Raw genomic sequence first — 23470 nt, forward strand, 5'->3', positions numbered from 1 at the left:
CCATGAGCCACACCATCAACCACCTGAAGAAACTGCGGCTGCAGCGCAGCGAGCTCGCGGTTCCAGGCTCCAGCCCGGAAATGATCGACAAGGCGGCCAACAGCACCGCCGACTTCGTCTTCCTCGACATCGAGGATGCGGTGGCGCCGCCCGACAAGGAGCGCGCCCGCAAGAACATCATCCAGGCGCTGAACGACATCGACTGGCGCGCCAAGGGCAAGACCGTCTCGGTGCGCATCAACGGTCTCGACACCCATTACATGTATCGCGACGTCGTCGACGTCATGGAACAGGCCGGCGACCGGCTGGACACGATCCTGGTGCCGAAGGTCGGCGTGCCGGCCGACCTCTATATGGTCGAGGCCATGGTCAACCAGATAGAGATGGCCAAGGGTTTCAAGACCCGCGTCGGCCTCGAGGCCCTGATCGAGACGGCGCTCGGCATGGCCAATGTCGAGGCGATCGCCGCCACGCCCGGCCGGCTGGAGGCGATGCATTTCGGCGTCGCCGATTATGCCGCCTCCAACAAGGCGCGCACCGTCAACATCGGCGGGCTCAACCCCGATTATCCCGGCGACCAGTGGCATTTCGCGCTGTCGCGTATGACGGTTGCCTGCCGCGCCTACGGCCTGCGCGCCATCGACGGACCGTTCGGCGATTTCTCCGATCCCGAAGGCTACAAGGCGGCCGCCAGGCGCGCGGCGGCGCTCGGCATCGAAGGCAAATGGGCGATCCACCCTTCGCAGATCGCCTTGGCCAACGACGTGTTCTCGCCGCCGGAGAAGGAAGTCACGCGCGCCCGCCGCATCCTCGAAGTGCTGAAGGAGGCGGAGGCGCTCGGCAAGGGTGCTGCCGCGCTCGACGGCAAGATGATCGACGCGGCCTCGGAGCGCATGGCGCGCAACGTGCTGGTGGTGAGCGAGGCGATCGAACGCGCCGGCCAGGCGCATGCGGCGGCCGCGCAGTAGAAAAATATCGGGAGGACAAGATGGACATCCACGAATACCAGGCCAAGGAACTGCTTGCCCGCCACGGCGTGCATGTGCCGCGCGGTGGGCTGGCCTACAGCCCCGAACAGGCGACCTACCGGGCGCGCGAGATCGGCGGCTCGAAATGGGTGCTGAAGGCGCAGGTCCATTCCGGCGCCCGCGGCAAGGCTGGCGGGATAAAACTCTGCTCCAACGACGAGGAGATCTCCAATGCGGCCGAAGCCATGCTCGGGCGCAAGCTGGTGACCCAGCAGACCGGCCCGCGAGGCAAGCTGATCTCGCGCCTCTATCTCGAGGAAGCCGTCGACATCGCGCAGGAGCTCTATCTCGGCTTCGTGCTCGACCGTAAGGAAGAGCGCGTCATGATCGTGGCGTCGGCCGCCGGCGGCATGGAGATCGAGGAGATCGCCGAGACGGCGCCGGATTCGATTATCCGTGCCACCGTCGATCCGGGCGTCGGCATGCAGCGCTTCCAGGCGCGCGAGATCGCCTTCGGGCTCGGGCTCGAGGACAATCTGATCGGCAAGGCGACCGAGACCATCCTCGGTTGCTACCGGGTGTTCCGCGACTACGACGCCACGATGCTGGAGATCAATCCGCTGGTGGTGACCCGCGACGGCAATCTCGTCGCGCTCGACGCCAAGATGTCCTTCGACGAGAACGCGCTGTTTCGCCGTCCGGAAATCTCCGAGCTGCGCGACAAGAGCCAGGAAGACCCGCGTGAGACTTTCGCCAGCGACCGCGGCCTCTCCTATGTCGGGCTCGACGGCAATATCGGCTGCATCATCAACGGCGCCGGTCTCGCCATGGCGACGATGGACATGATCAAGATCGCCGGCGGCGAGCCGGCCAACTTCCTCGACATCGGCGGCGGCGCCTCGCCCGAGCGGGTGGCGAAATCCTTCCGCGCCGTGCTTGGCGACAAGAATGTCGAGGCCATCCTGGTCAACATCTTCGCCGGCATCAACCGCTGCGACTGGGTGGCCGAAGGCGTCATCAAGGCGATCCGCGAGGTCGGCGTTGACGTGCCGCTGGTGGTGCGCCTTTCCGGCACCAAGGTCGAGGAAGGACGCAAGATCCTGGCCGATTCAGGCGAGGCTGTGATCGTCGCCGACACGTTGGCCGAAGCCGCCGAAAAGGCTGTCGCCGCCTGGCGCGAAGCCACCAAGAACAAGAAAGCAGCCTGAGGGAGGTCGAGAAATGGCAATCCTGCTCAACCGCAGCACGCGCGTCATCGTGCAAGGGTTCACCGGCAAGATCGGCAGCTTCCATGCCGACGACATGAAGCGCTACGGCACCAAGCTGGTCGGCGGCGTCACCCCCGGCAAGGGCGGCCAGACGCATCTCGGCCTGCCGGTCTTCAACACCGTCAAGGGCGCCGTGCGCGAGACCCGCGCCGAGGCGAGCATCGTCTTCGTGCCGCCGCCCTTCGCCGCCGACTCGATCATGGAGGCCGCGGACGCCGGCATAAAACTCTGCGTCTGCATCACCGACGGCATCCCCTCGCAGGACATGATGCGGGTCAAGCGCTATATGCGCCGCTACCGCTTCGAGGACCGCATGCGGCTGGTCGGCCCGAACTGCGCCGGCGTCATCACGCCTGGACAGGCGCTGATGGGCATCATGCCAGGCAGCATCTATTTGCCCGGACGCGTCGGCATCGTCGGCCGCTCCGGCACGCTGGGCTACGAGGCCGCCTCGCAGATGAAGGCGCTCGGCATCGGCGTGTCGACCAGCGTCGGCATCGGCGGCGATCCCATCAACGGCTCGTCCTTCAAGGACATCCTGCAGCTCTTCGAGCGCGACGACGACACCGACGCCGTGGTGATGATCGGCGAGATCGGCGGCCCGCAGGAAGCCGAAGCCGCGATCTGGGCACGCGACAACATGCGCAAGCCGCTCATTGCCTACATCGCCGGCCTTTCCGCCCCGAAAGGCCGCCGCATGGGCCACGCTGGCGCGATCATCTCCGCCTTCGGCGAGTCGGCGCAGGAGAAGGTCGAGATCCTGAAGGAAGCCGGCGTCATCATCGTGCCGACCCCTGCCTCCTTCGGCGAAGTGGTGGCCGATACGCTGGCGCGGACGAAGAAGGCTGCTTGATCCAGCGCGACAGCTTTGGATCAGCTAGGAATACCAGGCGGTGGCGCAGTCTTCATGACCCGCCGCCGTTTTTCGTTTGGCGAACGAGCACCGCAGGCAGTAACGACAACAGTCGCTTGGCAGCGCTAATTCCAATGCCTTTGGAGAAGGTTTGGTGCGGTCGAGAAGACTCGAACTTCCACGGGTTGCCCCACAGCGACCTCAACGCTGCGCGTCTACCAATTCCGCCACGACCGCACGTGGTAGGAGCCGGAACCGTCCGGCCCGGGGCCTGTAGCAAATCGTTTCCGGCGAAACAAGTGCGCTGAGCGGAATATTCGTGAGCTTCTGGCACAATGCCTCGCAACCGCGCAGTGAGGCCACCGAACTGGACGTTTCGGCCGTTTGCCGCCATATGAAGGGCAAGTCGAGATCATGCCATGACAGAACGCAGCCAGATCGCCACGTCGTTCCTTCCTCTCCCCGGTTCGGCGCCGGTGGAATGGGTGATCGAACCCGGCCTAACGTCCTATCCCGATGCGCTGGCCTTCATGGAGGCCCGCGCCGAGGCGATCCGCAGCGGTGCTGCCGGCGAGATGGTCTGGCTGGTCGAGCATCCGCCGCTCTACACCGCCGGCACCAGCGCCCGAATCGAGGACCTGATCGATCCCGACCGCTTTCCGGTCTTTGCCGCGGGCCGCGGCGGCGAATACACCTATCACGGTCCGGGACAGCGCGTGGCCTATGTCATGCTTGATCTTAAGCGCCGGCGCGAGGATGTGCGCGCCTTTGTGGCGGCGCTCGAGCAATGGATCATCTCAACCCTCGCCGCCTTCAACGTGCGCGGCGAGCGGCGCGAGGACCGAGTCGGCGTCTGGGTGGTGCGGCCGGATCGCCCTGCCCTGCCCGACGGCACGCCGGCCGAGGACAAGATCGCGGCGATCGGCATCCGGCTGCGACGCTGGGTGAGCTTTCACGGCATCGCCATCAATGTCGAGCCGGACCTCGGCCATTTCAGCGGCATCGTGCCCTGCGGCGTCTCAGACCATGGCGTGACCAGCCTCGTCGATCTCGGCCTGCCCGTCACCATGGCCGATCTCGACCTGGCGCTGAAATCCGCGTTCGAGGATGTGTTCGGGCCTGCTGCGGTTCCGACTGCGGAGCCTGCTCGCAAGGTCGGCTGAACTTCGCCCCGCCTGGAGTGTGTTGAGATTCAGGTCAGGCCGAGTCGAAAACGGCAGGTTCCGAGAACCGGCCTACGCCGGCCGTAGCCTTCACAGAGCGGATACGCTTGTGAGGGCTTCGGCCGGCGTAGGCCGGAGCGTACTTGAAGTACGTGAGCACCGGAAGCGCAGGAAGCCGCCATTTGCAGGCCGGCCTCACCTGAATATCGACACACCCTACATGAGCTGCGCCGAGGCCCACAGCATGCCATAGCCATGGATGGCAAAGACGGCGAGCAGCGCGCCGGCCATGACCAGCCGGTCGAAGGTCTTGATCGGCTTCAACTCGTGACGCGGCTTCACGCCGCTGCCCACGGTGATCAGGCTGAGGGTCGCGAACACCGCGCCCGCGATCAGCAGGAAGCTCGGCGAGAAACCGGCCCGCCAGCCAAGCGCCAGAAGCGCCGACAAAAGCAGGAAGGACGCCAGCGCGAGCGCGACCGGCCCCGGGCAGATCTGGCGCAGCACCTGGCCACCGTCGAATTTCCACACCGGCACCAGATTGGCGATGTTGAACAGCGACGCGCAGCCGGCAAGCGTGGCCAGAAGCATGGCGGCAAGCCGATGCCCTTCACCATTGGCGAAGCCGCTGGCGGCGATCAGCACCAGCACCAGGAAAGCGGAGAAGCCGGCACCCATCAGCGCCACGAACGCCACCTCGAAGCGGCTGTCATAGGGCCTGCCGCCGATGGCGATGCCGCCAAGCAGCGGTATGAAGATCATCCGCGCCCGGCGATGCCCTGTCAGGCGGAAGGCCGCCATATGGCCGAGCTCATGCAGGGCGACCACCGAGGTCAGGATCGCGGCGAGTGCCAAGCCGCCGAGGTTGAGGCCGAAGAACGGCCACAGGATCAGGGCCGAAAGCACGGCAAAGCCGATCTGGCTCAGCGGATGCTCGAACCAGCCGCCCTTGCGATATGTGCCGGTTGCCGCCCAGACGCCCAGCTTGCGCAATTCGCGGCGCATGGCGAAGAAACGGAAGATAAGGAACGCGACGCCGCGATAGCGATCGGTCTGGGTAAGCGTGACCCGCGTGGCATCAGCACCCTCAGGCACGAGCTCGGCGGTCTCGCGATAGCTCGCCCAGAACGAAGGATCGAGCGCCGTGTCCTCGATGACGGTCATCGAGAAGCGGCTGCCCTCGCTGACGTCCTCGAACCGCGCCTTGCGTTCGATCGGCCGGCCGTCCCGGCCGTCCCAGGACAATCTGACCAGAGCCGTCCGCTCGCCGTCCAGGGGCTGGGCGGAAAGGATTTCGCCGGACCACCCGGCATCGCTGCCGAACGGCCACAGCGCCTGCCAGAGGCGCTCGCGGTCGGCCTTGATCACGCGGCTGACCGCCACCGTACGCAGTCCGAGCGGCACGGTCATCAAAAGAAAGATCAGTCCGAGATTGCCGGTCACGAGAGTGACCGTGACGATGACCGACACCGAATTCGCTCCCTGTCTTGAAGGAGCAGCCTAGCGTCAGCGCGGCAAGAAAGACTTAACAGAGGGCGAGCTCTTACTCGTCCCGAGCGGCCCTTGCGGTCCCAAATATGGGCGGGCTCTTGCCCGTCCCAAGGCGGCACTTCCCTATTCCAGGGCGGGATCAGGCCCGCCCGAACCACGGGCGGGCATTTGCCCGTCCCGTACGGCGGCCAAGCCGCCCGATCACATGGCGCCGATCCAGATCGCCATGGAAACGAGGAAGGTGCTCATGCAAACCAGCGAGACGACATCCTGAACCAGATCAGACATAACTCTCTCCGTTGTTGGTATGTTCGTAATTTGTTCTAATTTTGTTCGAATGTCAACGACCGTCTTGGCGCGACGTCAGGCAGAGAATTCCGCACAGTAAATGAAAGATTAATCGTTCGCCGGGAGGCAAGCGCTGCGCTGCGAGAGCCTTGGAAGGCCACAAGATCAAACGCTATCGGTTGCCAACCGCCGCGCCCAACGTGCTGATGTATGCCTGTTGTCTTGGCGGCAGAGAGCGCCCGAAACCTACGCCTGCGGGCAGCCACAGGTTTCCCGATTGAAGCCCTGGACGCACCGGTATGAGCCGCCATGCGGACATCCGAAAAGCAGGGAATATGCGGTCGACAAGGCGACCGCCAGGAACAACAGCACGACAATCCCGAGAACGACCTTCTTCACGGCGGCCTCCGACCGGCGGGAGGTCGCATCCTATCACGTTCGTGACAGAGGCGTCGCGCTGACAGGCGTTGCCGTCTAAACGCCGGCTCCGGGCCCGCGCTGGATAGATTGTCGGTCTGGCCTCAGAGAGGCACCACCTTGCCCTCGGCCAGCGTCACGCGCCGGTCCATGCGCGAGGCAAGCTCATGGTTGTGGGTGGCGATGAGCGCCGCGAGGCCCGACTGCCTGACCAGGGCCTCCAGCGCATCGAACACATAGGACGCGGTGACCGGATCGAGATTGCCTGTCGGTTCGTCGGCCAGGAGCACCAGCGGCGCGTTGGCGACCGCGCGGGCAATGGCGACACGCTGCTGCTCGCCGCCCGAAAGCTCGGCCGGCCGGTGCTGCGCGCGCTTGCCGATCTGCATGTAGTCGAGGAGCTGGGCGGCCCGTTCCGAGGCGTCCTTGGCGGGAAGCCCCTTGATCAGCTGCGGCATCATGATGTTCTCGAGCGCCGAGAACTCCGGCAGCAGATGATGGAACTGATAGACGAAGCCGACGTCGTTGCGGCGGATCGCGGTGCGCTCCTCGTCCGACAGCCGTCCGCACGCACGGCCGGCGAGGATCACGTCGCCCGCATCGGGCCGCTCCAGCAGGCCGGCCGTGTGCAAAAGGGTAGACTTGCCGGTGCCCGACGGTGCCACCAGCGCCACCATCTCGCCGCGCCGGAGCGAAAAGTCGGCGCCGTTCAGGATGGTGAGCTTGCGCGGCCCCTGGACGTAGTGCCGCTCGACGCCCTTCAGCTCAATAATGGCCTCGGCCATCATTCGTACCTCAAGGCTTCGACGGGATCGAGCCGGGCGGCACGCCAGGCCGGGAACACCGTCGCGAGGAACGACAGGGCCAGCGCCATGATCACGACATAGGTCGTCTCGCGCGGGTCCATCTTCGCCGGCAGTTGGCTGAGGAAATAGAGTTCGGGATTGAACAGGATCCTGCCGGTCATCCAGGAGAAGAACTGGCGGATCGATTCGATGTTGATGCAGATGACGACGCCAAGCAGCACGCCGGCGATCGTGCCGGTGACGCCGATCGCCGCCCCGGTCATCAGAAAGATGCGCAGGATCGCTCCACGCGAGGCGCCCATCGTGCGCAGGATGGCGATGTCATGGCCCTTGTCCTTCACCAGCATGATGAGGCCGGAAATGATGTTGAGCGCCGCCACCAGCACGATCAGCGTGAGGATCATGAACATGACGTTGCGCTCGACCTGCAGCGCCGAGAAGAAGGTCTCGTTGCGCTGGCGCCAGTCGACGAGATCGACCGGTCGCTGCGCCGCCTGCTCGACCAGCGGCTTCAGCGCGTCGACATTGTCAGGATTGTCGACATAGATCTCGATCGTCTGCGCGCGCCCATCCATGTTGAAATAGAGCTGCGCTTCGGAAAACGGCATGTAGACGATCGAGCTGTCATATTCCGACATGCCGACCTCGAAGATCGCCGCCACCTTGTAGCCTTTCATGCGCGGCGTGGTGCCGAGCGGCGTCACGTCGCCGTCCGGCGAGATCAGCGTGATGGTGTCGCCGAGCACCAGCCCGAGGCTTTCCGCCATGCGCTTACCGATCGCCACGCCGTCGCCGGTGTCGAAGCCGTCGAGCGTGCCCTGCTTGATGTTGCCGGCGACGATCGAAATCTTGCCGAGGTCCTCGCCGCGGATGCCGCGCACCAAGGCGCCGGTGCCACCGCCGACATTACCTTGCGCCAGCACCTGGCCGTCGATCAGCGGTATGGCGTATTTGACGCCGGGGACGCCGTTGATGCGGCTCGCCACCTGGGCGTAATCCTCCAGCGGCGAATCGAGCGGCTGCACGATGAGGTGGCCGTTGACGCCGAGGATGCGGGTCAGCAACTCGGCGCGGAACCCGTTCATCACCGCCATGACCACGATCAGCGTCGCGACGCCGAGCATGATGCCGAGGAACGAGATCGAGGCGATGACCGAGATCACCGTCTCCTTGCGGCGCGAGCGGAGATAGCGCCACGCCACCATGCGCTCGAAGCCGGAGAAAGCGCCCGCCCCTGATCTGGCCGCTGCCGCCGCCTCGCTCATCAGGCGATACCCAGGCGCTTCTTGGCTTCCGCGATCGTCAGCGTCTCGCGCTCGCCCGACTTGCGGTTCTTGATCTCGACCTCGCCGGCGGCCACGCCGCGCGGACCGACGATCACTTGCCACGGCAGGCCGATCAGGTCGGCGGTGGCGAACTTGCCGCCCGGACGCTGGTCAGTGTCGTCATAGAGCACGTCCTTGCCGGCCGAGGTCAGCGCCGCATACAGCTCACCGCAGACGCGGTCGCATTCGCCATCGCCGACCTTCATGTTGATCAGGCCGATGTCGAAGGGCGCGACCGCTTCCGGCCAGATGATGCCGTTCTCGTCATGGCTGGCCTCGATGATCGCCGCGACCAGCCGCGACGGACCGATGCCGTAGGAACCGCCCGAGGCGTAGTGATCCTTGCCGTCGGGGCCGGTCACCTTGGCGTTCATCGGCTTGGAGTATTTCTCGCCGAAATGGAAGATGTGGCCGACCTCGATGCCGCGCGCCGAGAGCCGGTCGCCTTCGGCGACTTTCTCCCAGGCCGCCTCGTCATGCATTTCGTCAGTGGCGGCGTAAGGAGTCGTCCATTTCTTCACGATGTCGCCGATCTCGGCATCGTTGGAAAAGTTGGTGTTCGCGCCGGGCACGTCGAGCGCGAGATAAGCCCGATCGCAGAACACCTGACTCTCGCCGGTCTCGGCCAGGATGATGAACTCATGGCTGAGATCGCCGCCGATCGGGCCGGTGTCGGCGCGCATCGGAATGGCCTGCAGCCCCATGCGCGTGAACGTCCTGAGATAGGAAACGAACATGCGGTTATAAGCGGCCCTGGCGCCCTCGAAATCGAGGTCGAAGGAATAGGCATCCTTCATCAGGAACTCGCGCGAACGCATCACGCCGAAGCGCGGGCGCACCTCGTCGCGGAACTTCCACTGAATGTGGTAGAGATTGAGCGGCAGATCCTTGTAGGACTTCACGTAAGCGCGAAAAATCTCGGTGACCATCTCTTCGTTGGTCGGGCCGTAGAGCACGTCGCGGTCCTGGCGGTCCTTGATGCGAAGCATCTCCTTGCCGTAGTCGTTGTAACGGCCGCTTTCGCGCCACAGATCGGCCGACTGGATGGTCGGCATCAGGATTTCCAGCGCGCCGGCGCGGTTCTGTTCCTCGCGGATGATCTGGCAGACCTTGTCCAGCACGCGCTTGCCCAATGGCAGCCACGAAAAGCTGCCCTGTCCTTGCTGGCGGATCATGCCGGCGCGCAGCATCAACCGGTGCGAGACGATCTCGGCCTCGCGGGGATTTTCTTTGAGAATGGGCAGGAAGTAGCGCGACAAACGCATGGACTGGTCCGTGAATGAAGATGGCGGCGCGGGAATCGGCGCGCCTCAGGCTGCTTGCCCGGGCTTCATAGCCATTTCATGACGGAATTGAAACCCGAGTGCCCCAAAGTATCGGGGCCTTCTGCACCTTACCAAAAAGGCGATTTTGGCTGCAAAGTGCCGCAAATGGCTTTTTGATCGATTCACAAGCAAGCCCTGCCGCACTATTGTGCAGTGCAGCACGATATTGCCCGTTTCGAGGCAAAATTCTTCGTGACATTTTCACCTGCCTTGGTCTAGTGTGCGCCGATAACCGAGAGGGCGGAGAAAAATCTGCTCTCCTACGCGGTCAAAGTCTTGGGAGGATGCGATCTAGGCGCGGTAACTCGCTGCCGCCGGACACCGGAAACGGATCGGACGCGTTTAAATTGCAAGGCCTCGTGCCTTGCATTTTTTTTGTGCAATCATCTGCTTAGCACGAGCACCTGCCAAACAGCGTGAGCGATGGATAGCCGCCTAATTCGGAAGCCGGCTTCCGATTTCAACCTTGGCGCGCGTATGCAGCCCAATACTTGCTGAGACTGTATCTTCAGCGTCAGTGATGGGTATTCGGACTAAAGTCCGGCATGATCCGCATGATATCGTCGAAGCTGAATCCCAGCCCCATCGTAAGACCGTAGAGAGTGCCCATGACGATCACCGTCACGATCGTCGCGCGGATGAAAGCGCGCAGCATATGCGGGCCGCGCGGCGCGCTGGAAACGGTGCCCAGCGTGACATCCTGATCGTCATCTTGCGTGCGCAGGCTGAACGGCAGAACGACGAACAGCACCAGCCACCAGGTGACGAAGAACAGCGCGGCGAACAGTATCCAGTTCATGCCTGCTCCAGTTCGACAAGCGTGCCGAAGAAATCCTTGGGATGCAGGAACAGCACCGGCTTGCCATGCGCGCCGATCTTCGGGTTGCCGTCGCCCAGCACGCGCGCGCCGCTTGACTTCAGATGGTCGCGGGCAGCCAGGATATCGTCGACCTCGTAGCAGAGGTGGTGCATGCCGCCGGACGGATTCTTCTCGAGGAACGCGGCGATGGGCGATGTCTCCCCCAGCGGCTCCAGCAATTCGATCTTGGTATTGCCGACATCGACGAACACCACGGTCACGCCATGCTCCGGCAGCGCCTGCGGCTCGCCCACTCGCGCGCCAAGTGTATCGCGATAGGCGGCCACCGCCGCGACCAGATCCGGCACGGCAAGCGCGACATGGTTCAGGCGTCCAAGCATAAAGCGCTCCGCTTTTAGGGGAGTAAGGCAGTAGGGCAGTAAGGGAGTAGGGGAAAAACCAAACTGAAGACAACCATTTGTTCTTTCCCTACTCCCCTACTGCCTTACTCCCCTACTCCCTTGTTCGTCACCGCGTGACGAACACAGTCACCAGCGGCTTCTTTCCCCAAGCTTCGTTGGCGGCGCTGCGCACAGCACGGCGCACCGCTTCCTGCACCAGGTCGAGGTCTTTTCGGCGTTGGCGAGGGATCGAGTCCACCGCGCCGATTGCCGCATCGAGCATCAGGTCCTCCAGCGTCTCGCCGCTGGCATCGGCCTCGGCCACGCCGATCGCCACCAGGTCGGGGTCGCCGGCGAGCTCATATTTGTCGTCGAGCACGACATTGACCGCGACATGGCCGGCGAAGGAGAGCTTGCGGCGGTCGCGTATGCCCATCGCCTGGTCGGTGCCGATCAGATTGCCATCCTTGTAGAGCAGGCCGAACGGCACCTGGTCGATGATCGTCGCCGGGCCGGGCCAGAGCCTCAGCATGTCGCCATCGCGCACCTGCGCCACCTGGCCGATGCCGGACATCGACATCAGCGAGCCCTGCGCCACCAGATGCGCCGCCTCGCCATGTACGGGAACGCCGATCTGCGGGCGCACCCATTCATACATCTTGCGCAATTCGCTGCGGCGCGGATGGCCGGAGACATGCACCAGCGCGTCGCCGTCTTCGATGATCTTCATGCCGAGATCGATCAGCCGGTTCTTGATCTCGAGGATCGCCTTTTCGTTGCCCGGAATCGTGCGCGAGGAAAACACCACCGTGTCGCCGGCCGTCAGCGCCACCGACTTCATCTCGTCGCGCGAAAGCTTGGCGAGCGCCGCCAGCGGCTCGCCCTGGCTGCCGGTGCAAATGATCACCAGGTTCTCGCGCGGGATATAGCCATAGTCCTCCTCGGCGATGAACTCCGGCAGGCCGTCCATGTAGCCGAGCTCGCCCGCCACATCGATGACGCGCTTCAGCGAGCGGCCGAGCACCAGGCACTGCCGGCCGGCATCGCGCGCCGCCCTGGCGATCGAGACGATGCGCCCGACATTGGAGGAGAAGGTGGTGACGGCGACGCGGCCCTTGGCTTTCTCGATGACGCCCTTGAGGCCTTCGCCGACCGCCACTTCCGAGGGCGACTCCCCTTCCCTCAACGCATTGGTCGAATCGCAGATCAGCGCCAGCACGCCCTTGTCGCCATAGGCGCGGAAACGCGCCTCGTCGGTCTTCGGACCGATCGTCGGCGCCGGGTCGATCTTCCAGTCGCCGGTGTGGATCACCGTGCCGGCGGGCGATGTGATCGCCAGCGACATCGGCTCAGGGATCGAATGCGCCACCGGAATGGCCTCGATCTCGAACGGCCCGATGGTGAATTTCTCGCCGGCCCGGTAGATCGACGCCGGAACCTTCGGGGCGTTCTGCTCGCCCTGCCGCTTGGCCTCGAGCAGGCCGGCGGTGAACGGCGTCATCCAGACCGGAACTTTAAGCTTCGGCCAGATATCGAGCAGCGCGCCGTAATGGTCCTCATGCGCATGGGTGATGACGATGCCGCGCAAGCCGTCGAGGTTCTCCTCGATGAAGCGCGTATCGGGCAGGATGAGATCGACACCGGGATGCGCCGAGTCCGGAAAGGTGACGCCGACATCGACGATAATCCATTCACGCGCGTCGGCGGGTCCATAGCCGTAAAGGGCGAAGTTCATGCCGATCTCGCCGACGCCGCCGAGCGGCGCGAAGACGAGTTCGGCGTTTTCCTTATTCGCCATGAATTCTTTCCTTCCTGACCGTCAGGCCAAGTCGTTGGAGCAATTCCGGGAAAAGCGTCACGGTTTTCCGTCCGGAATGGCGCAAAACAAAACTATACCCGGGCCGAAGCGACAGCGCCGAAATGCACGTCGCCGGCCGCGATCGTCAAAACTGATCCCTCATCGTCGCGGATCACGAAACGGCAGTCCTCGTCAATGGTCTCGAAGACGCCGCGCACCACATTGCCGTCAATTCTGACAGCAACCTCGCCGCCGAGCCCTGCCGCGCGGTCCAGCCACCGCTTTCTGATGGCATTGAGCCCGCGCCCATCGTCCCACATCCTGGCATTTTCGCTCCAGGCGTCCGAAAGCGCCAGGAACAACGTCTCGGCATCGCAAGTGGCGCCCAGCGCCTGCAGCGACGTCGCCGGATAAGGCAGATCTTCCGGATAGGCCACGACGTTGACACCGATGCCGATCGCAACCGCGAAGCGGCCACCTTCCAGCATCGTCGATTCCAACAGGATACCGGCAAGCTTGGCGCCCGAAGCCAGCACGTCGTTAGGCCATTTCAGCTCAAAGCGGTTGCGGCCCTGGCTTGCGCCATCGACGGCAACGGCGATCCGGCCTTTCGGCACGACGGCGTCGAGCGCGTCGGCCAGCGCCAGGCCCGCGACGAAGCCGAGCGTCGCCGCAAGCCGCAGCTCGCCGCCCGGAACCAGGAGCAGCGTCGCGGCAAGATTGCCCTCGGGCGTCGCCCAGGCGCGGCCACGCCGGCCGCGGCCGCTTTCCTGCTTCTTCGAAACGACCCAGAGTTTTCCCGCATCGCCGGCGCGCGCATGGTCCAGCGCCAGCGCGTTGGTCGAGCCTACGCTGTCATGCGCCTCGAGCCGGAACCCCTCCGACGCCGCGGTTGGAGCCAGCCGAAATGCCATCCCGTCAGAAGAAGGTCTTGGCGGCGGCTTCGGCATAATTGCCGATCGGCCCGCCGATCAGCACATAGAACAGCACGAAGGCGCCGCTGACGCCGAGCACGAGGCGCAGCTCGCTCGCCATCGGCACGAAGCCGCCGACCGGCTCGTCGAACCACATGATCTTGATGATGCGCAGGTAATAGTAGGCACCCACCACCGAGGCGAGCACGCCGATGATCGCCAGCGCGTAGAGATGCGCGTTGATGGCGGCGAGGAACACGTACCACTTCCCCCAGAAACCGGCGAGCGGCGGAATGCCGGCCAGCGAAAACATGAGGATGGTGAGGATGGTGGCCATGATCGGGTTGGTCGAGGCGAGACCGGCCAGATCGCTGATCTGCTCGACATTGCCTTCCTTGCGCCGCATGGCGAGGATGAAGGCGAAGGTGCCAAGCGTCATCACCAGATAGATCAGCATGTAGATGGCAACGCCGCGCACGCCGGCCTGGCTGTTGGCGGCAAGGCCGACCAGCGCGTAGCCCATGTGGCCGATCGAGGAATAGGCCATCAGGCGCTTGATGTTGGTCTGGCCGATGGCCGCGAAGGCGCCAAGCGCCATCGAGGCGATCGAGATGAAGACGACGATCTGCTGCCAGTCGGCGGCGATCGGCTTGAAGGCGCCCATGGTGACGCGCACGATCAGCGCCATCGCCGCCATCTTCGGCGCGGCGGCCAGGAAGGCGGTGATCGGCGTCGGCGCGCCTTCATAGACGTCCGGCGTCCACATATGGAACGGCACCGCCGAGATCTTGAAGGCGAGGCCTGCGAGCACGAACACCAGGCCGAAGACGAGGCCGAGCTGGCGCTCGCCGCCGCCCAGCGCCGTCGCGATCTCCTGGAAGCCTGTGTTGCCGGTGTAGCCGTAGACGAGGCTGATGCCGTAGAGCAGCATGCCCGACGACAGCGCGCCGAGGACGAAGTATTTCAGGCCGGCCTCGGTCGAGCGCAGATTGTCGCGGTTGATCGCCGCCAGCACATAGATCGCCAGCGACTGCAGCTCGAGGCCGAGATAGAGCCCGATCATGCCGTTGGCCGAGATCATCAGCATCATGCCGAGCGTGCAGAGCAGCACCAGCACCGGGAATTCGAACTTGTCGAAATGCTCCTGCCTGGCAAAGCGCATCGACATGACCAGCGTCACCGCCGAGCCGATCAGCGCCAGCATCTTCATGAAGGCGCTGAAGGAATCCTGCACGAAGGCGCCGCCAAAGGCAGCGCCCTTTCCGCCGGAGAAGGCGAGCCACAGGCCGGCCACCACCAGCACCAGGACGGCCAGTCCGGTCACGGTCATGGTGCTGTTGGAGCGCGAATAGGCTCCGATCATCAGGAGCACCAGCGCGCCGACGGCCAGGATCAGTTCCGGCGTAGAGAGCGAAAGGCTGGAGAGAAGGTCCGGCGTCATGGTCTATTCCCCAGTCAGTTCGCCGCCGCGGTCTGCGCGGAATTGATGGATGCGGTGACGTTGGTGACGAGCGTCTTGACCGATTGGGCCGTCGCGTCGAACACCGGCGCCGGATAGACGCCGAAGAAGATGACCAGCACCACCAGCGGATACATGATCGCCTTCTCGCGCGGCGACAGATCGAGCAGGTTCTTCAGGCTGTCCTTGGTCAGCGCGCCGAAGATCACGCGGCGATAGAGCCACAGCGCGTAAGCCGCCGACAGGATGACGCCGGTGGCGGCGAAGAAAGCCACCCAGGTGTTGACCCGGAAGACGCCGAGCATGGTCAGGAATTCGCCGATGAAGCCACTGGTGCCCGGAAGGCCGACATTGGCCATGGTGAAGATCATGAACACGGTGGCGTATTTCGGCATGTTGTTGACGAGGCCGCCATAGGCGTCGATCTCGCGCGTATGCATGCGGTCGTAGATGACGCCGACGCACAGGAACAGCGCGCCCGAGACGAGACCGTGGCTGAGCATCTGGTAGATCGCCCCCTGCACGCCTTCCTGGTTCATCGCGAAGATGCCCATGGTGACGAAGCCCATATGGGCGACCGACGAATAGGCGATCAGCTTCTTCATGTCCTCCTGCATCAGCGCCACCAGCGAGGTGTAGATGATGGCGACGACGGAGAGCGTGAACACCAGCGGCGCGAACATCGCCGAGGCTTCCGGGAACATCGGCAGCGAGAAGCGCAGGAAGCCGTACCCGCCCATCTTCAGCAGGATGGCGGCCAGGATGACCGAGCCCGCCGTCGGCGCCTCGACATGCGCGTCGGGCAGCCAGGTGTGCACAGGCCACATCGGCATCTTCACCGCAAAGGAGGCGAAGAAGGCAAGCCACAGCCAGGTCTGCATGTTGGCCGGGAAGTGATGCGTCAGCAGCGTCGGGATGTCCGTGGTGCCCGACTGGAAGAACATCGCCATGATGGCGAGCAGCATCAGCACCGAGCCGGCGAGCGTATAGAGGAAGAACTTGAACGAAGCATAGACGCGCCGCTTGCCGCCCCAGACGCCGATGATGATGAACATCGGGATCAGGCCGGCCTCGAAGAAGACGTAGAACAAGACGATGTCGAGCGCGCAGAACACGCCGATCATCAGCGTCTCAAGGATCAGGAAGGCGATCATATAGGCCTTGACCCGCTTCTCGATCGCTTCCCACGAGGCGAGGATGGAAAGCGGCATCAGGAAGGTCGTCAGGATGACGAACAGCATCGAGATGCCGTCGACGCCCATGTGATAGGAAATGCCCGAATCCAGCCAGGCGTGCTTCTCGACAAACTGGAAGCCGGCCTGCGAATTGTCGAAGCCCGTCCAGATGAACAGCGAGATGACGAAGGTGAACGCCGTCGTGATGAAGGCGATGGCGCGGATGTTGCGGCGCGCATTTTCGCTGTCGTCGCTGATCGGCAGAATAAGGAGAACACCAACCAGCGGCAGGAAGGTGACCAGCGAGAGGATTGGCCAGTCGGTCATCAGAGCATCATCCAGGTGACGAGAGCGGCCACACCGATCAGCATGGCGAAGGCATAGTGGTAGAGATAACCGGTCTGCAGCTTGACGACGCGGTTGGTGACGTCAATGACGCGCGCCGAGACACCATCGGGGCCGAGGCCGTCGATGATGGCGCCGTCACCGGTCTTCCACAGGAACCTGCCGAGGCGCTTGGCCGGCTGCACGAACAGGAAGTCGTAGAGCTCGTCGAAATACCACTTGTTGAGCAGGAAGGCATAGAGGCCGCGATGCTGCGCCGCCAGTTCCTTCGGCATCTCCGGCTTGCGGATGTAGAACTGCCAAGCGACCAAGAGGCCGATCACCATGGCGACGAACGGCGCCAGTTCCACCCAGAGCGGCAGCTCGTGGATCTCGTGCAGGATGTGGTTCTCCGGCAGCGTGAACAGCGACGCCTTCCAGAATTCGGCATAGCCCTCGCCGATGAAGGCGCCGTGGAAGATGACGCCGGCAAACAGCGCGCCGGCCGCCAGTATATAGAGCGGCACCAGCATCACCGGCGGCGATTCATGGACATGATGCATGACCTCGTGGCTGGCACGCGGCTCGCCGTGGAATGTCATGAAGATCAGCCGCCAGGAATAGAAGCTGGTGAAGCAGGCGGCGACCACGAGCAGGATAAAGGCGAAGCCCGCGACCGCATTGTGGCTGGCAAACGACGTCGAGATGATGGCGTCCTTGGAGAAGAAGCCGGCGGTGCCGATCACCGTTGCGGGAATGCCGACACCGGTCAGCGCCAGCGTGCCGATGATCATCATCCAGTAGGTCGCCGGAATGAGCTGGCGAAGGCCGCCCATCTTGCGCATGTCCTGCTCGTCGGACACGGCATGGATGACCGAGCCGGAGCCGAGGAACAGCAGCGCCTTGAAGAAGGCGTGCGTGAACAGATGGAAGATCGCCGCGCCGTAGGCGCCGACGCCGAGCGCCACGAACATGTAGCCGAGCTGCGAGCAGGTCGAATAGGCGATGACGCGCTTGATGTCGTTCTGGACGAGGCCGACGGTCGCCGCGAAGAAGGCGGTGAAGGCGCCGATGAAGGTGACGACGGTCAGCGCCGTATGCGACAGCTCGAACAGCGGCGAGAGCCTTGCCAGCATGAAGACGCCGGCGGTCACCATGGTCGCCGCATGGATGAGCGCGGAGACTGGGGTCGGACCTTCCATGGCGTCCGGCAGCCAGGTGTGCAGCGGCACCTGCGCCGACTTGCCCATGGCGCCCATGAAGAGCAGCAGGCAGACCACCGTCAACGCCGTCTGCTTGTCGAGCGCATGGCCGAGGAAGGTGAGCACGGCGCCCCCCGCCGGCGCGCCTTCCGCGGGCAGGAACGAGGCGGCATTGGCAAAGACGGTGCTCAGATTGACCGAGCCGAACAGCACGAACACGCCGAAGATGCCGAGCGCGAAGCCGAAGTCGCCGACGCGGTTGACGACGAAAGCCTTGATGGCGGCGGCATTGGCCGACGGCTTCTTGTACCAGAAGCCGATCAAGAGATAGGAGGCCAGCCCCACGCCTTCCCAGCCGAAGAACATCTGGATGAGGTTGTCCGCCGTCACCAGCATCAGCATCGCGAAGGTGAACAGCGACAGATAGGCGAAGAAGCGCGGCCGGTTCGGATCGTGGTGCATGTAGCCGATCGAATAGATGTGAACCAGCGCCGACACCGTGTTGACGACGACCAGCATCACCACTGTCAGCGTGTCTATCCTGAGCGCCCAGGAGGCATCGATGCCGCCCGACTGGATCCAGCGCAGCACCGGCACGGTGAACACTTCGCCATGGCCGAAACCGACGGTGAAGAAGGCGATCCACGACAGCACCGCCGCGATCACCAGGAAGCCGGAGGTGATGTATTCGGAAGCCTTGGCGCCGAGCGAATTGCCGAACAGGCCGACAATCAGGAAGCCAAGCAGCGGAAGGAAGGCGATAGCCTGATACATGATGGTTCCCGTCAACCCTTCATCGTGCTCACGTCTTCGACCGCGATCGAGCCGCGGTTGCGGAAGAAGACGACAAGAATGGCAAGACCGATCGCCGCTTCCGCGGCCGCGACCGTCAGCACGAACAGGGCGAAGACCTGTCCGACGAGGTCATGCAGCGCCGCCGAGAAGGCGACGAAATTGATGTTGACCGCAAGCAGGATGAGCTCGATCGACATCAGGATGACGATGATGTTGCGGCGGTTCAGGAAGATGCCGAACACGCCGAGCGTGAACAGGATCGCCGATACGGTCAGATAATGTGCAATGCCGACGACCATCTCAGATGCCCTCGCCCGATTTGACCTTGCGGATTTCCATGCCCGTCGCCGGCGTGCGGCCCACCTGCGCGGCGATCGACTGCCGCTTGACGCCTTCCTTGTGGCGCAGCGTCAGCACGATGGCGCCGATCATGGCCACCAGCAGCACCAGGCCGGAAATCTGGAAATAATAGAGGTAGTCCGTATAGAGGATGTCGCCGAGCGCCGCCGTGTTCGAGCGCGTGGCGAGATCCGGAGTTGCCTTGGCGACCGTCGAGGCCAGCTGCGGCGCGAAAGTGTAGCCGCCGAGCACGATGATCAGTTCCGCCGCCAGGATCAGCCCGACCAGCGCGCCGATCGGCGCATATTGCAGCGCGCCCTGCTTCATCTCGGCGAAGTCGACGTCGAGCATCATGACGACGAACAGGAACAGCACCATCACCGCGCCGACATAGACGACGAGCAGGATCATCGCCAGGAACTCGGCGCCGGTCAGCATGAACAGGCCGGCTGCGTTGAAGAAGGTGAGGATCAGGAACAGCACGGAATGCACGGGGTTGCGCGACGAAATGACCATGAAGGCCGACGCCACGGCGATAAAGGCGAAGAGGTAGAAAAAGGCCGCCTCTAGTCCACTCAGCATGGGTTCCCCCGGGTTCCTGTCGGATCGGACATCCGCCCTCTCCGTTGTCTCTGGCTTGGTTCCGCCTGCGGTACCGAAGCCGCGTGTTCCTTAGACGAGGCCCCTCGCCCCGTCCATGCGTCAAATGTCAGCGATAGGGCGCATCCAGCGCGATGTTGCGCGCCAGCTCACGCTCCCAGCGATCGCCATTCGCGAGCAGCTTTTCCTTGTTGTAGTAAAGCTCCTCGCGCGTCTCGGTCGCGAACTCGAAATTCGGCCCCTCGACGATGGCGTCGACCGGGCAGGCTTCCTGGCAGAAGCCGCAATAGATGCACTTCACCATGTCGATGTCGTAGCGCACGGTGCGGCGCGTGCCGTCATTGCGGCGTGGGCCGGCCTCGATGGTGATGGCCTGCGCCGGGCAGATCGCTTCGCACAGCTTGCAGGCGATGCAGCGCTCCTCGCCGTTCGGATAACGGCGCAGGGCATGCTCGCCGCGGAAGCGCGGGCTGGTCGGCCCCTTCTCGTGCGGATAGTTGATCGTTTCCTTCGGCGCGAAGAACTGGCGCATCGAAAGGAAAAAGGCGCTGACGAAATCCTTCAGCAGCAGCGACTTTGCGGCCTGGGCCAGAGCGGACATCACGCAAACCCCGTTATCTTGAGGAAGGCCGCGGTGGCGACGACCATGAACAGCGAGATCGGCAGGAAGACCTTCCAGCCCAGCCGCATCAGCTGGTCGTAGCGGTAGCGCGGCACAAAAGCCTTCACCATCGAGAACATGAAGAACATCAGGCAGATCTTCAGCACGAACCAGATCACCCCTGGTACCCAGGTGAAGGGCGCGAAGTTGAACGGCGGCAGCCAGCCGCCGAGGAACAGGATGGTCGCCAGCGCGCACATCAGGACGACGGCGACATACTCGCCGAGGAAGAAGAGCAGGAACGGCGTCGACGAATACTCAACCATGTGGCCGGCGACGAGTTCCGATTCCGCCTCGACCAGGTCGAAAGGCGGGCGGTTCGTCTCGGCAAGCGCGGAGATGAAGAACACCACGAACATCGGCAGCAGCGACAGCCAGTGCCAGTCGAGGAAGGTGTTGGGCAGGCCGAGCCTGGTGCCGAGGCCGTCCTGCTGCGACATGACGATGTCGGAGAGGTTGAGCGAGCCGACGGTGAGCAGGACGGTGACGATGACGAAGCCGATCGAGACTTCGTAGGACACCATCTGCGCGGCCGAGCGCAGCGCGCCGAGGAACGGATATTTCGAGTTGGACGCCCAGCCGCCCATGATCACGCCATAGACCTCGAGCGAGGAGATGGCGAAGACATAGAGGATGCCGACATTGATGTTGGCGATCGCCCAGCCCTCATTGACCGGAATGACCGCCCAGGCCGAGATCGCCAGCACCGCTGACACCAGCGGCGCCAGAAGGAACACGCCCTTGTTGGCGCCCGACGGGATCACCGGCTCCTTGAAGACGAATTTCAGGAGGTCGGCAAAGGCCTGCAGCGTTCCCCACGGACCGACCACGTTCGGGCCGCGACGCAGCTGCACCGCCGCCCAGATCTTGCGGTCGGCATAGAGCAGGTAGGCGACGCCGATCAGAAGCACGACGATCAGCACGACCGACTTCAACAGGATCAGCAGCGCCGGCAGCACGTAGAAGGAGAAGAAGGTTTCCATGCTTATTCCGCCGCCTGCTTGAAGCCGCTCTTGGCCAGCGCCGAGCATTCGGCCATCACGGCCGACGCCCGCGCGATCGGGTTGGTGAGATAGAAGTCCTTCACCGGCGAGGTGAAGGTGCCCTTGTTCAGACGGCCGCCGAGCTTCGCCACCTTGATGATGTCGTCGCCGCTGCCCGCCTGCACCTGGTCGATGCGGGCGAGATGCGGGAATTCGCCATAGAGCTTGGCGCGCAGCTGCGCCAGCGAATCGAAGGGCAGCTTCTTGCCGAGCACATCCGACAGCGCCCGCAGGATCGCCCAATCCTCGCGCGCTTCGCCCGGAGCGAAACCGGCGCGGTTGGTCTGTTGCACACGACCTTCCGTGTTGACATAGGTGCCCGATTTCTCGGTGTACGCTGCGGCCGGCAGGATGACATTGGCGCGGTGCGCGCCGGCATCGCCATGCGTGCCGATATAGACGACGAACGCGCCGCCGGTCTTGGCCATGTCGATTTCGTCGGCGCCGAGCAGGAAGAGCACATCGGTGTCGCCCAGCATGCCGGTGACGTCCTTGCCGCCCTCGCCCGGCACGAAACCGAGATCGAGGCCGCCGACTCTCGCCGCGGCGTTGTGCAGCACCGCAAAGCCGTTCCACTCGGCCGTGACCGCGTTGACGGCGGCCGCGAGCTTCGCCGCCTGGCCGAGCACCGCCGCGCCATCGGCGCGCGCCAGCGCGCCCTGGCCGACGATGATCAGCGGATGCGTGGCCTTGCTCAGCACCTCGAAGAACTTGCCGTTGCCGTCGGCGAGATCCTTGAGCGATTCTGGGCCGGCGCCGAGGAGGTCGTAGTCATAGCGCGTATCGCCGATCTCGCCGATCACGCCGACCGGCAGATTGCCGAGGCGCCAGCGCTTGCGGATGCGGGCGTTGAGCACCGAGGCCTCGAAGCGCGGATTGGCGCCGATGATCAGCACCGCATCGGCCTGCTCGATGCCTTCGATGGTCGGATTGAAGATGTAGCTGGCGCGGCCGAGCGACGGATCGAGCGCAGCGCCGTCCTGGCGGCAGTCGATGTTCTTCGAGCCGAGCGCATTCATCAGAAGCTTGAGCGCGTAGATCTCTTCGACCGCGGCGAGATCGCCGGCGATGGCGCCGATCCGCTCAGGGGCCGTCTTCGATACCTGTTCCTTGATCGCGGCGAAGGCTTCAGCCCAGCTTGCCGGCGCAAGCTTGCCGTTCTTGCGCACATAGGGGCGATCGAGGCGCTGCGTGCGCAGGCCGTCCCAGATGAAGCGGGTCTTGTCGGAGATCCACTCCTCGTTCACCTGTTCGTTGACGCGCGGCAGGATGCGCATCACTTCGCGGCCTCTGCTATCGACGCGGATCGCCGAGCCGACAGCATCCATCACGTCGATCGATTCCGTCTTGGTCAATTCCCACGGCCGCGCCTGGAAGGCGAAGGGCTTGGAGGTCAGCGCGCCGACCGGGCAAAGGTCGATGACATTGCCCTGCAGCTCCGACGTCATCGCCTGCTCGAGATAGGTGGTGATCTCGGCATCCTCGCCACGGCCGATCAGGCCGAGCTCGGAAATGCCGGCGACCTCTGTGGTGAAGCGGACGCAGCGCGTGCAGTGGATGCAGCGGTTCATCACCGTCTTGACCAGCGGGCCGATATACTTGTCTTCGACCGCGCGTTTGTTCTCGTGATAGCGCGAGGAATCGACGCCGAAGGCCATCGCCTGGTCCTGCAGGTCGCATTCGCCGCCCTGGTCGCAGATCGGGCAGTCGAGCGGATGGTTGATCAGCAGGAATTCCATCACGCCTTCGCGGGCCTTCTTGACCATCGGCGTGTTGGTGAAGATTTCCGGCGGCTCGCCGTTCGGGCCGGGGCGCAAGTCACGCACGCCCATGGCGCAGGACGCTTGCGGCTTGGGCGGGCCGCCCTTCACCTCGATCAGGCACATGCGGCAATTGCCGGCGATGGACAGCCGCTCATGGAAGCAGAAGCGCGGCACTTCCGCGCCGGCGTCCTCGGCCGCCTGCAGCAGCGTGTAATGGTCGGGTACCGTGATCTCTTTCCCGTCGACCTTTAGCTTTGCCATTCGCCTCAAACCTCTGCGGATGTCCCGCAATC

Annotated in this window: 21 protein-coding genes and 1 tRNA gene; 4 read left to right on the plus strand and 18 right to left on the minus strand. The window is 64.0% G+C overall.

Translation table 11 applies throughout. The features are described 5' to 3' along the window. The first annotated feature begins 2 nt into the window (after nucleotides 1-2). Genes RFM41_RS16960 through sucD form a run of 3 tightly spaced genes read left to right on the plus strand, consistent with a single transcriptional unit; the run spans nucleotide 3 to nucleotide 3089 of the window. Nucleotides 3-968 carry an HpcH/HpaI aldolase/citrate lyase family protein gene (locus RFM41_RS16960; protein ID WP_320248268.1) on the plus strand — a complete coding sequence of 322 codons (966 nt, stop codon included), beginning with the start codon at nucleotides 3-5 and terminating at the stop codon, nucleotides 966-968. Between the two features lie 20 nt (nucleotides 969-988). Then, nucleotides 989-2176: a malate--CoA ligase subunit beta gene (locus RFM41_RS16965; protein WP_320248267.1), complete on the plus strand. Its 1188-nt coding sequence runs from the start codon at nucleotides 989-991 to the stop codon at nucleotides 2174-2176. 13 nt (nucleotides 2177-2189) lie between these two features. Beyond that, nucleotides 2190-3089 carry a succinate--CoA ligase subunit alpha gene (gene sucD, locus RFM41_RS16970; RefSeq protein ID WP_320248266.1) on the plus strand — a complete coding sequence of 300 codons (900 nt, stop codon included), beginning with the start codon at nucleotides 2190-2192 and terminating at the stop codon, nucleotides 3087-3089. A 152-nt stretch (nucleotides 3090-3241) separates the two neighbouring features. Here sucD and RFM41_RS16975 read toward each other — a convergent pair. After that, a tRNA-Leu gene (locus RFM41_RS16975) sits at nucleotides 3242-3326 on the minus strand. Between the two features lie 182 nt (nucleotides 3327-3508). Between RFM41_RS16975 and lipB the strand changes: the two genes are divergently transcribed. Next, a complete protein-coding gene (gene lipB / locus RFM41_RS16980; protein WP_320248265.1) occupies nucleotides 3509-4252 on the plus strand; it encodes a lipoyl(octanoyl) transferase LipB in 744 nt (247 codons plus the stop codon). A gap of 216 nt (nucleotides 4253-4468) precedes the next feature. Here the strand turns inward: lipB and RFM41_RS16985 are convergent, their stop codons facing one another. The 17 genes from RFM41_RS16985 to nuoG all read right to left on the minus strand — a co-directional run bounded on the left by RFM41_RS16985 (nucleotide 4469) and on the right by nuoG (nucleotide 23438). After that, complete coding sequence (locus tag RFM41_RS16985) at nucleotides 4469-5722, minus strand: site-2 protease family protein (protein WP_320248264.1); 1254 nt, start codon at nucleotides 5720-5722, stop codon at nucleotides 4469-4471. 555 nt (nucleotides 5723-6277) lie between these two features. Beyond that, nucleotides 6278-6430 carry a hypothetical protein gene (locus RFM41_RS16990; protein ID WP_320248263.1) on the minus strand — a complete coding sequence of 51 codons (153 nt, stop codon included), beginning with the start codon at nucleotides 6428-6430 and terminating at the stop codon, nucleotides 6278-6280. Nucleotides 6431-6552: 122 nt separating this feature from the next. Beyond that, nucleotides 6553-7233 (minus strand): ABC transporter ATP-binding protein, encoded by a 681-nt coding sequence (locus RFM41_RS16995; protein ID WP_320248262.1) that lies wholly within the window; start codon nucleotides 7231-7233, stop codon nucleotides 6553-6555. Further along, nucleotides 7233-8519, minus strand: coding sequence for a lipoprotein-releasing ABC transporter permease subunit (locus RFM41_RS17000; protein ID WP_320248261.1), 1287 nt, complete (start codon nucleotides 8517-8519; stop codon nucleotides 7233-7235). The genes RFM41_RS16995 and RFM41_RS17000 overlap by 1 nt, the downstream gene beginning before the upstream one ends. Further along, nucleotides 8519-9844 (minus strand): proline--tRNA ligase, encoded by a 1326-nt coding sequence (proS, locus tag RFM41_RS17005; protein ID WP_320248260.1) that lies wholly within the window; start codon nucleotides 9842-9844, stop codon nucleotides 8519-8521. Before proS ends, RFM41_RS17000 begins: the two co-directional genes overlap by 1 nt. Before the next feature lie 574 nt (nucleotides 9845-10418). Then, entirely contained in the window at nucleotides 10419-10703 is a 285-nt protein-coding gene (locus tag RFM41_RS17010) for a DUF1467 family protein (RefSeq protein WP_320248259.1), read from the minus strand. Beyond that, entirely contained in the window at nucleotides 10700-11104 is a 405-nt protein-coding gene (mce, locus tag RFM41_RS17015; RefSeq protein ID WP_320248258.1) for a methylmalonyl-CoA epimerase, read from the minus strand. The genes RFM41_RS17010 and mce overlap by 4 nt, the downstream gene beginning before the upstream one ends. A 127-nt stretch (nucleotides 11105-11231) precedes the next feature. Beyond that, the gene (locus tag RFM41_RS17020; RefSeq protein WP_320248257.1) at nucleotides 11232-12902 is read right to left on the minus strand and encodes a ribonuclease J; all 1671 of its coding nucleotides are present in this window, start codon (nucleotides 12900-12902) and stop codon (nucleotides 11232-11234) included. 92 nt (nucleotides 12903-12994) lie between these two features. Further along, nucleotides 12995-13816: a biotin--[acetyl-CoA-carboxylase] ligase gene (locus RFM41_RS17025; protein ID WP_320248256.1), complete on the minus strand. Its 822-nt coding sequence runs from the start codon at nucleotides 13814-13816 to the stop codon at nucleotides 12995-12997. Between the two features lie 4 nt (nucleotides 13817-13820). Beyond that, entirely contained in the window at nucleotides 13821-15257 is a 1437-nt protein-coding gene (gene nuoN, locus RFM41_RS17030; protein WP_320248255.1) for an NADH-quinone oxidoreductase subunit NuoN, read from the minus strand. 14 nt (nucleotides 15258-15271) lie between these two features. After that, nucleotides 15272-16777, minus strand: coding sequence for an NADH-quinone oxidoreductase subunit M (locus RFM41_RS17035; RefSeq protein ID WP_320248254.1), 1506 nt, complete (start codon nucleotides 16775-16777; stop codon nucleotides 15272-15274). Continuing rightward, a complete protein-coding gene (gene nuoL / locus RFM41_RS17040) occupies nucleotides 16777-18750 on the minus strand; it encodes an NADH-quinone oxidoreductase subunit L (protein ID WP_320248253.1) in 1974 nt (657 codons plus the stop codon). Before nuoL ends, RFM41_RS17035 begins: the two co-directional genes overlap by 1 nt. A gap of 11 nt (nucleotides 18751-18761) precedes the next feature. Continuing rightward, on the minus strand, nucleotides 18762-19070 hold the full coding sequence (gene nuoK, locus RFM41_RS17045; RefSeq protein ID WP_320248252.1) for an NADH-quinone oxidoreductase subunit NuoK: 309 nt from the start codon (nucleotides 19068-19070) through the stop codon (nucleotides 18762-18764). Nucleotide 19071: 1 nt separating this feature from the next. Further along, nucleotides 19072-19692 (minus strand): NADH-quinone oxidoreductase subunit J, encoded by a 621-nt coding sequence (locus RFM41_RS17050; protein WP_041007645.1) that lies wholly within the window; start codon nucleotides 19690-19692, stop codon nucleotides 19072-19074. A gap of 127 nt (nucleotides 19693-19819) precedes the next feature. After that, the gene (nuoI, locus tag RFM41_RS17055) at nucleotides 19820-20311 is read right to left on the minus strand and encodes an NADH-quinone oxidoreductase subunit NuoI (protein WP_040982026.1); all 492 of its coding nucleotides are present in this window, start codon (nucleotides 20309-20311) and stop codon (nucleotides 19820-19822) included. Further along, nucleotides 20311-21354, minus strand: coding sequence for an NADH-quinone oxidoreductase subunit NuoH (gene nuoH / locus RFM41_RS17060; protein ID WP_217569188.1), 1044 nt, complete (start codon nucleotides 21352-21354; stop codon nucleotides 20311-20313). The genes nuoI and nuoH overlap by 1 nt, the downstream gene beginning before the upstream one ends. Nucleotides 21355-21356: 2 nt before the next feature. Next, on the minus strand, nucleotides 21357-23438 hold the full coding sequence (gene nuoG, locus RFM41_RS17065) for an NADH-quinone oxidoreductase subunit NuoG (protein WP_320248251.1): 2082 nt from the start codon (nucleotides 23436-23438) through the stop codon (nucleotides 21357-21359). Between the last annotated feature and the right edge of the window lie 32 nt (nucleotides 23439-23470).

The sequence above is a fragment of the Mesorhizobium vachelliae genome, assembly GCF_033977325.1.
Lineage (GTDB): Bacteria > Pseudomonadota > Alphaproteobacteria > Rhizobiales > Rhizobiaceae > Mesorhizobium > Mesorhizobium vachelliae.

Bases quoted from the DNA above. Each gene is read 5' to 3' on its own strand.
- nuoL (WP_320248253.1), bottom strand. From the start codon at position 18,750: ATGTATCAGGCTATCGCCTTCCTTCCGCTGCTTGGCTTCCTGATTGTC.
- RFM41_RS16965 (WP_320248267.1), top strand. From the start codon at position 989: ATGGACATCCACGAATACCAGGCCAAGGAACTGCTTGCCCGCCACGGC.
- RFM41_RS17025 (WP_320248256.1), bottom strand. From the start codon at position 13,816: ATGGCATTTCGGCTGGCTCCAACCGCGGCGTCGGAGGGGTTCCGGCTC.
- RFM41_RS17035 (WP_320248254.1), bottom strand. From the start codon at position 16,777: ATGACCGACTGGCCAATCCTCTCGCTGGTCACCTTCCTGCCGCTGGTT.
- proS (WP_320248260.1), bottom strand. From the start codon at position 9,844: ATGCGTTTGTCGCGCTACTTCCTGCCCATTCTCAAAGAAAATCCCCGC.
- mce (WP_320248258.1), bottom strand. From the start codon at position 11,104: ATGCTTGGACGCCTGAACCATGTCGCGCTTGCCGTGCCGGATCTGGTC.
- RFM41_RS17010 (WP_320248259.1), bottom strand. From the start codon at position 10,703: ATGAACTGGATACTGTTCGCCGCGCTGTTCTTCGTCACCTGGTGGCTG.
- lipB (WP_320248265.1), top strand. From the start codon at position 3,509: ATGACAGAACGCAGCCAGATCGCCACGTCGTTCCTTCCTCTCCCCGGT.
- nuoH (WP_217569188.1), bottom strand. From the start codon at position 21,354: ATGGAAACCTTCTTCTCCTTCTACGTGCTGCCGGCGCTGCTGATCCTG.
- RFM41_RS16995 (WP_320248262.1), bottom strand. From the start codon at position 7,233: ATGGCCGAGGCCATTATTGAGCTGAAGGGCGTCGAGCGGCACTACGTC.
- sucD (WP_320248266.1), top strand. From the start codon at position 2,190: ATGGCAATCCTGCTCAACCGCAGCACGCGCGTCATCGTGCAAGGGTTC.
- RFM41_RS17050 (WP_041007645.1), bottom strand. From the start codon at position 19,692: ATGCTGAGTGGACTAGAGGCGGCCTTTTTCTACCTCTTCGCCTTTATC.
- nuoI (WP_040982026.1), bottom strand. From the start codon at position 20,311: ATGTCCGCTCTGGCCCAGGCCGCAAAGTCGCTGCTGCTGAAGGATTTC.
- nuoN (WP_320248255.1), bottom strand. From the start codon at position 15,257: ATGACGCCGGACCTTCTCTCCAGCCTTTCGCTCTCTACGCCGGAACTG.
- RFM41_RS16960 (WP_320248268.1), top strand. From the start codon at position 3: ATGAGCCACACCATCAACCACCTGAAGAAACTGCGGCTGCAGCGCAGC.
- nuoK (WP_320248252.1), bottom strand. From the start codon at position 19,070: ATGGTCGTCGGCATTGCACATTATCTGACCGTATCGGCGATCCTGTTC.
- RFM41_RS17020 (WP_320248257.1), bottom strand. From the start codon at position 12,902: ATGGCGAATAAGGAAAACGCCGAACTCGTCTTCGCGCCGCTCGGCGGC.
- nuoG (WP_320248251.1), bottom strand. From the start codon at position 23,438: ATGGCAAAGCTAAAGGTCGACGGGAAAGAGATCACGGTACCCGACCAT.
- RFM41_RS17000 (WP_320248261.1), bottom strand. From the start codon at position 8,519: ATGAGCGAGGCGGCGGCAGCGGCCAGATCAGGGGCGGGCGCTTTCTCC.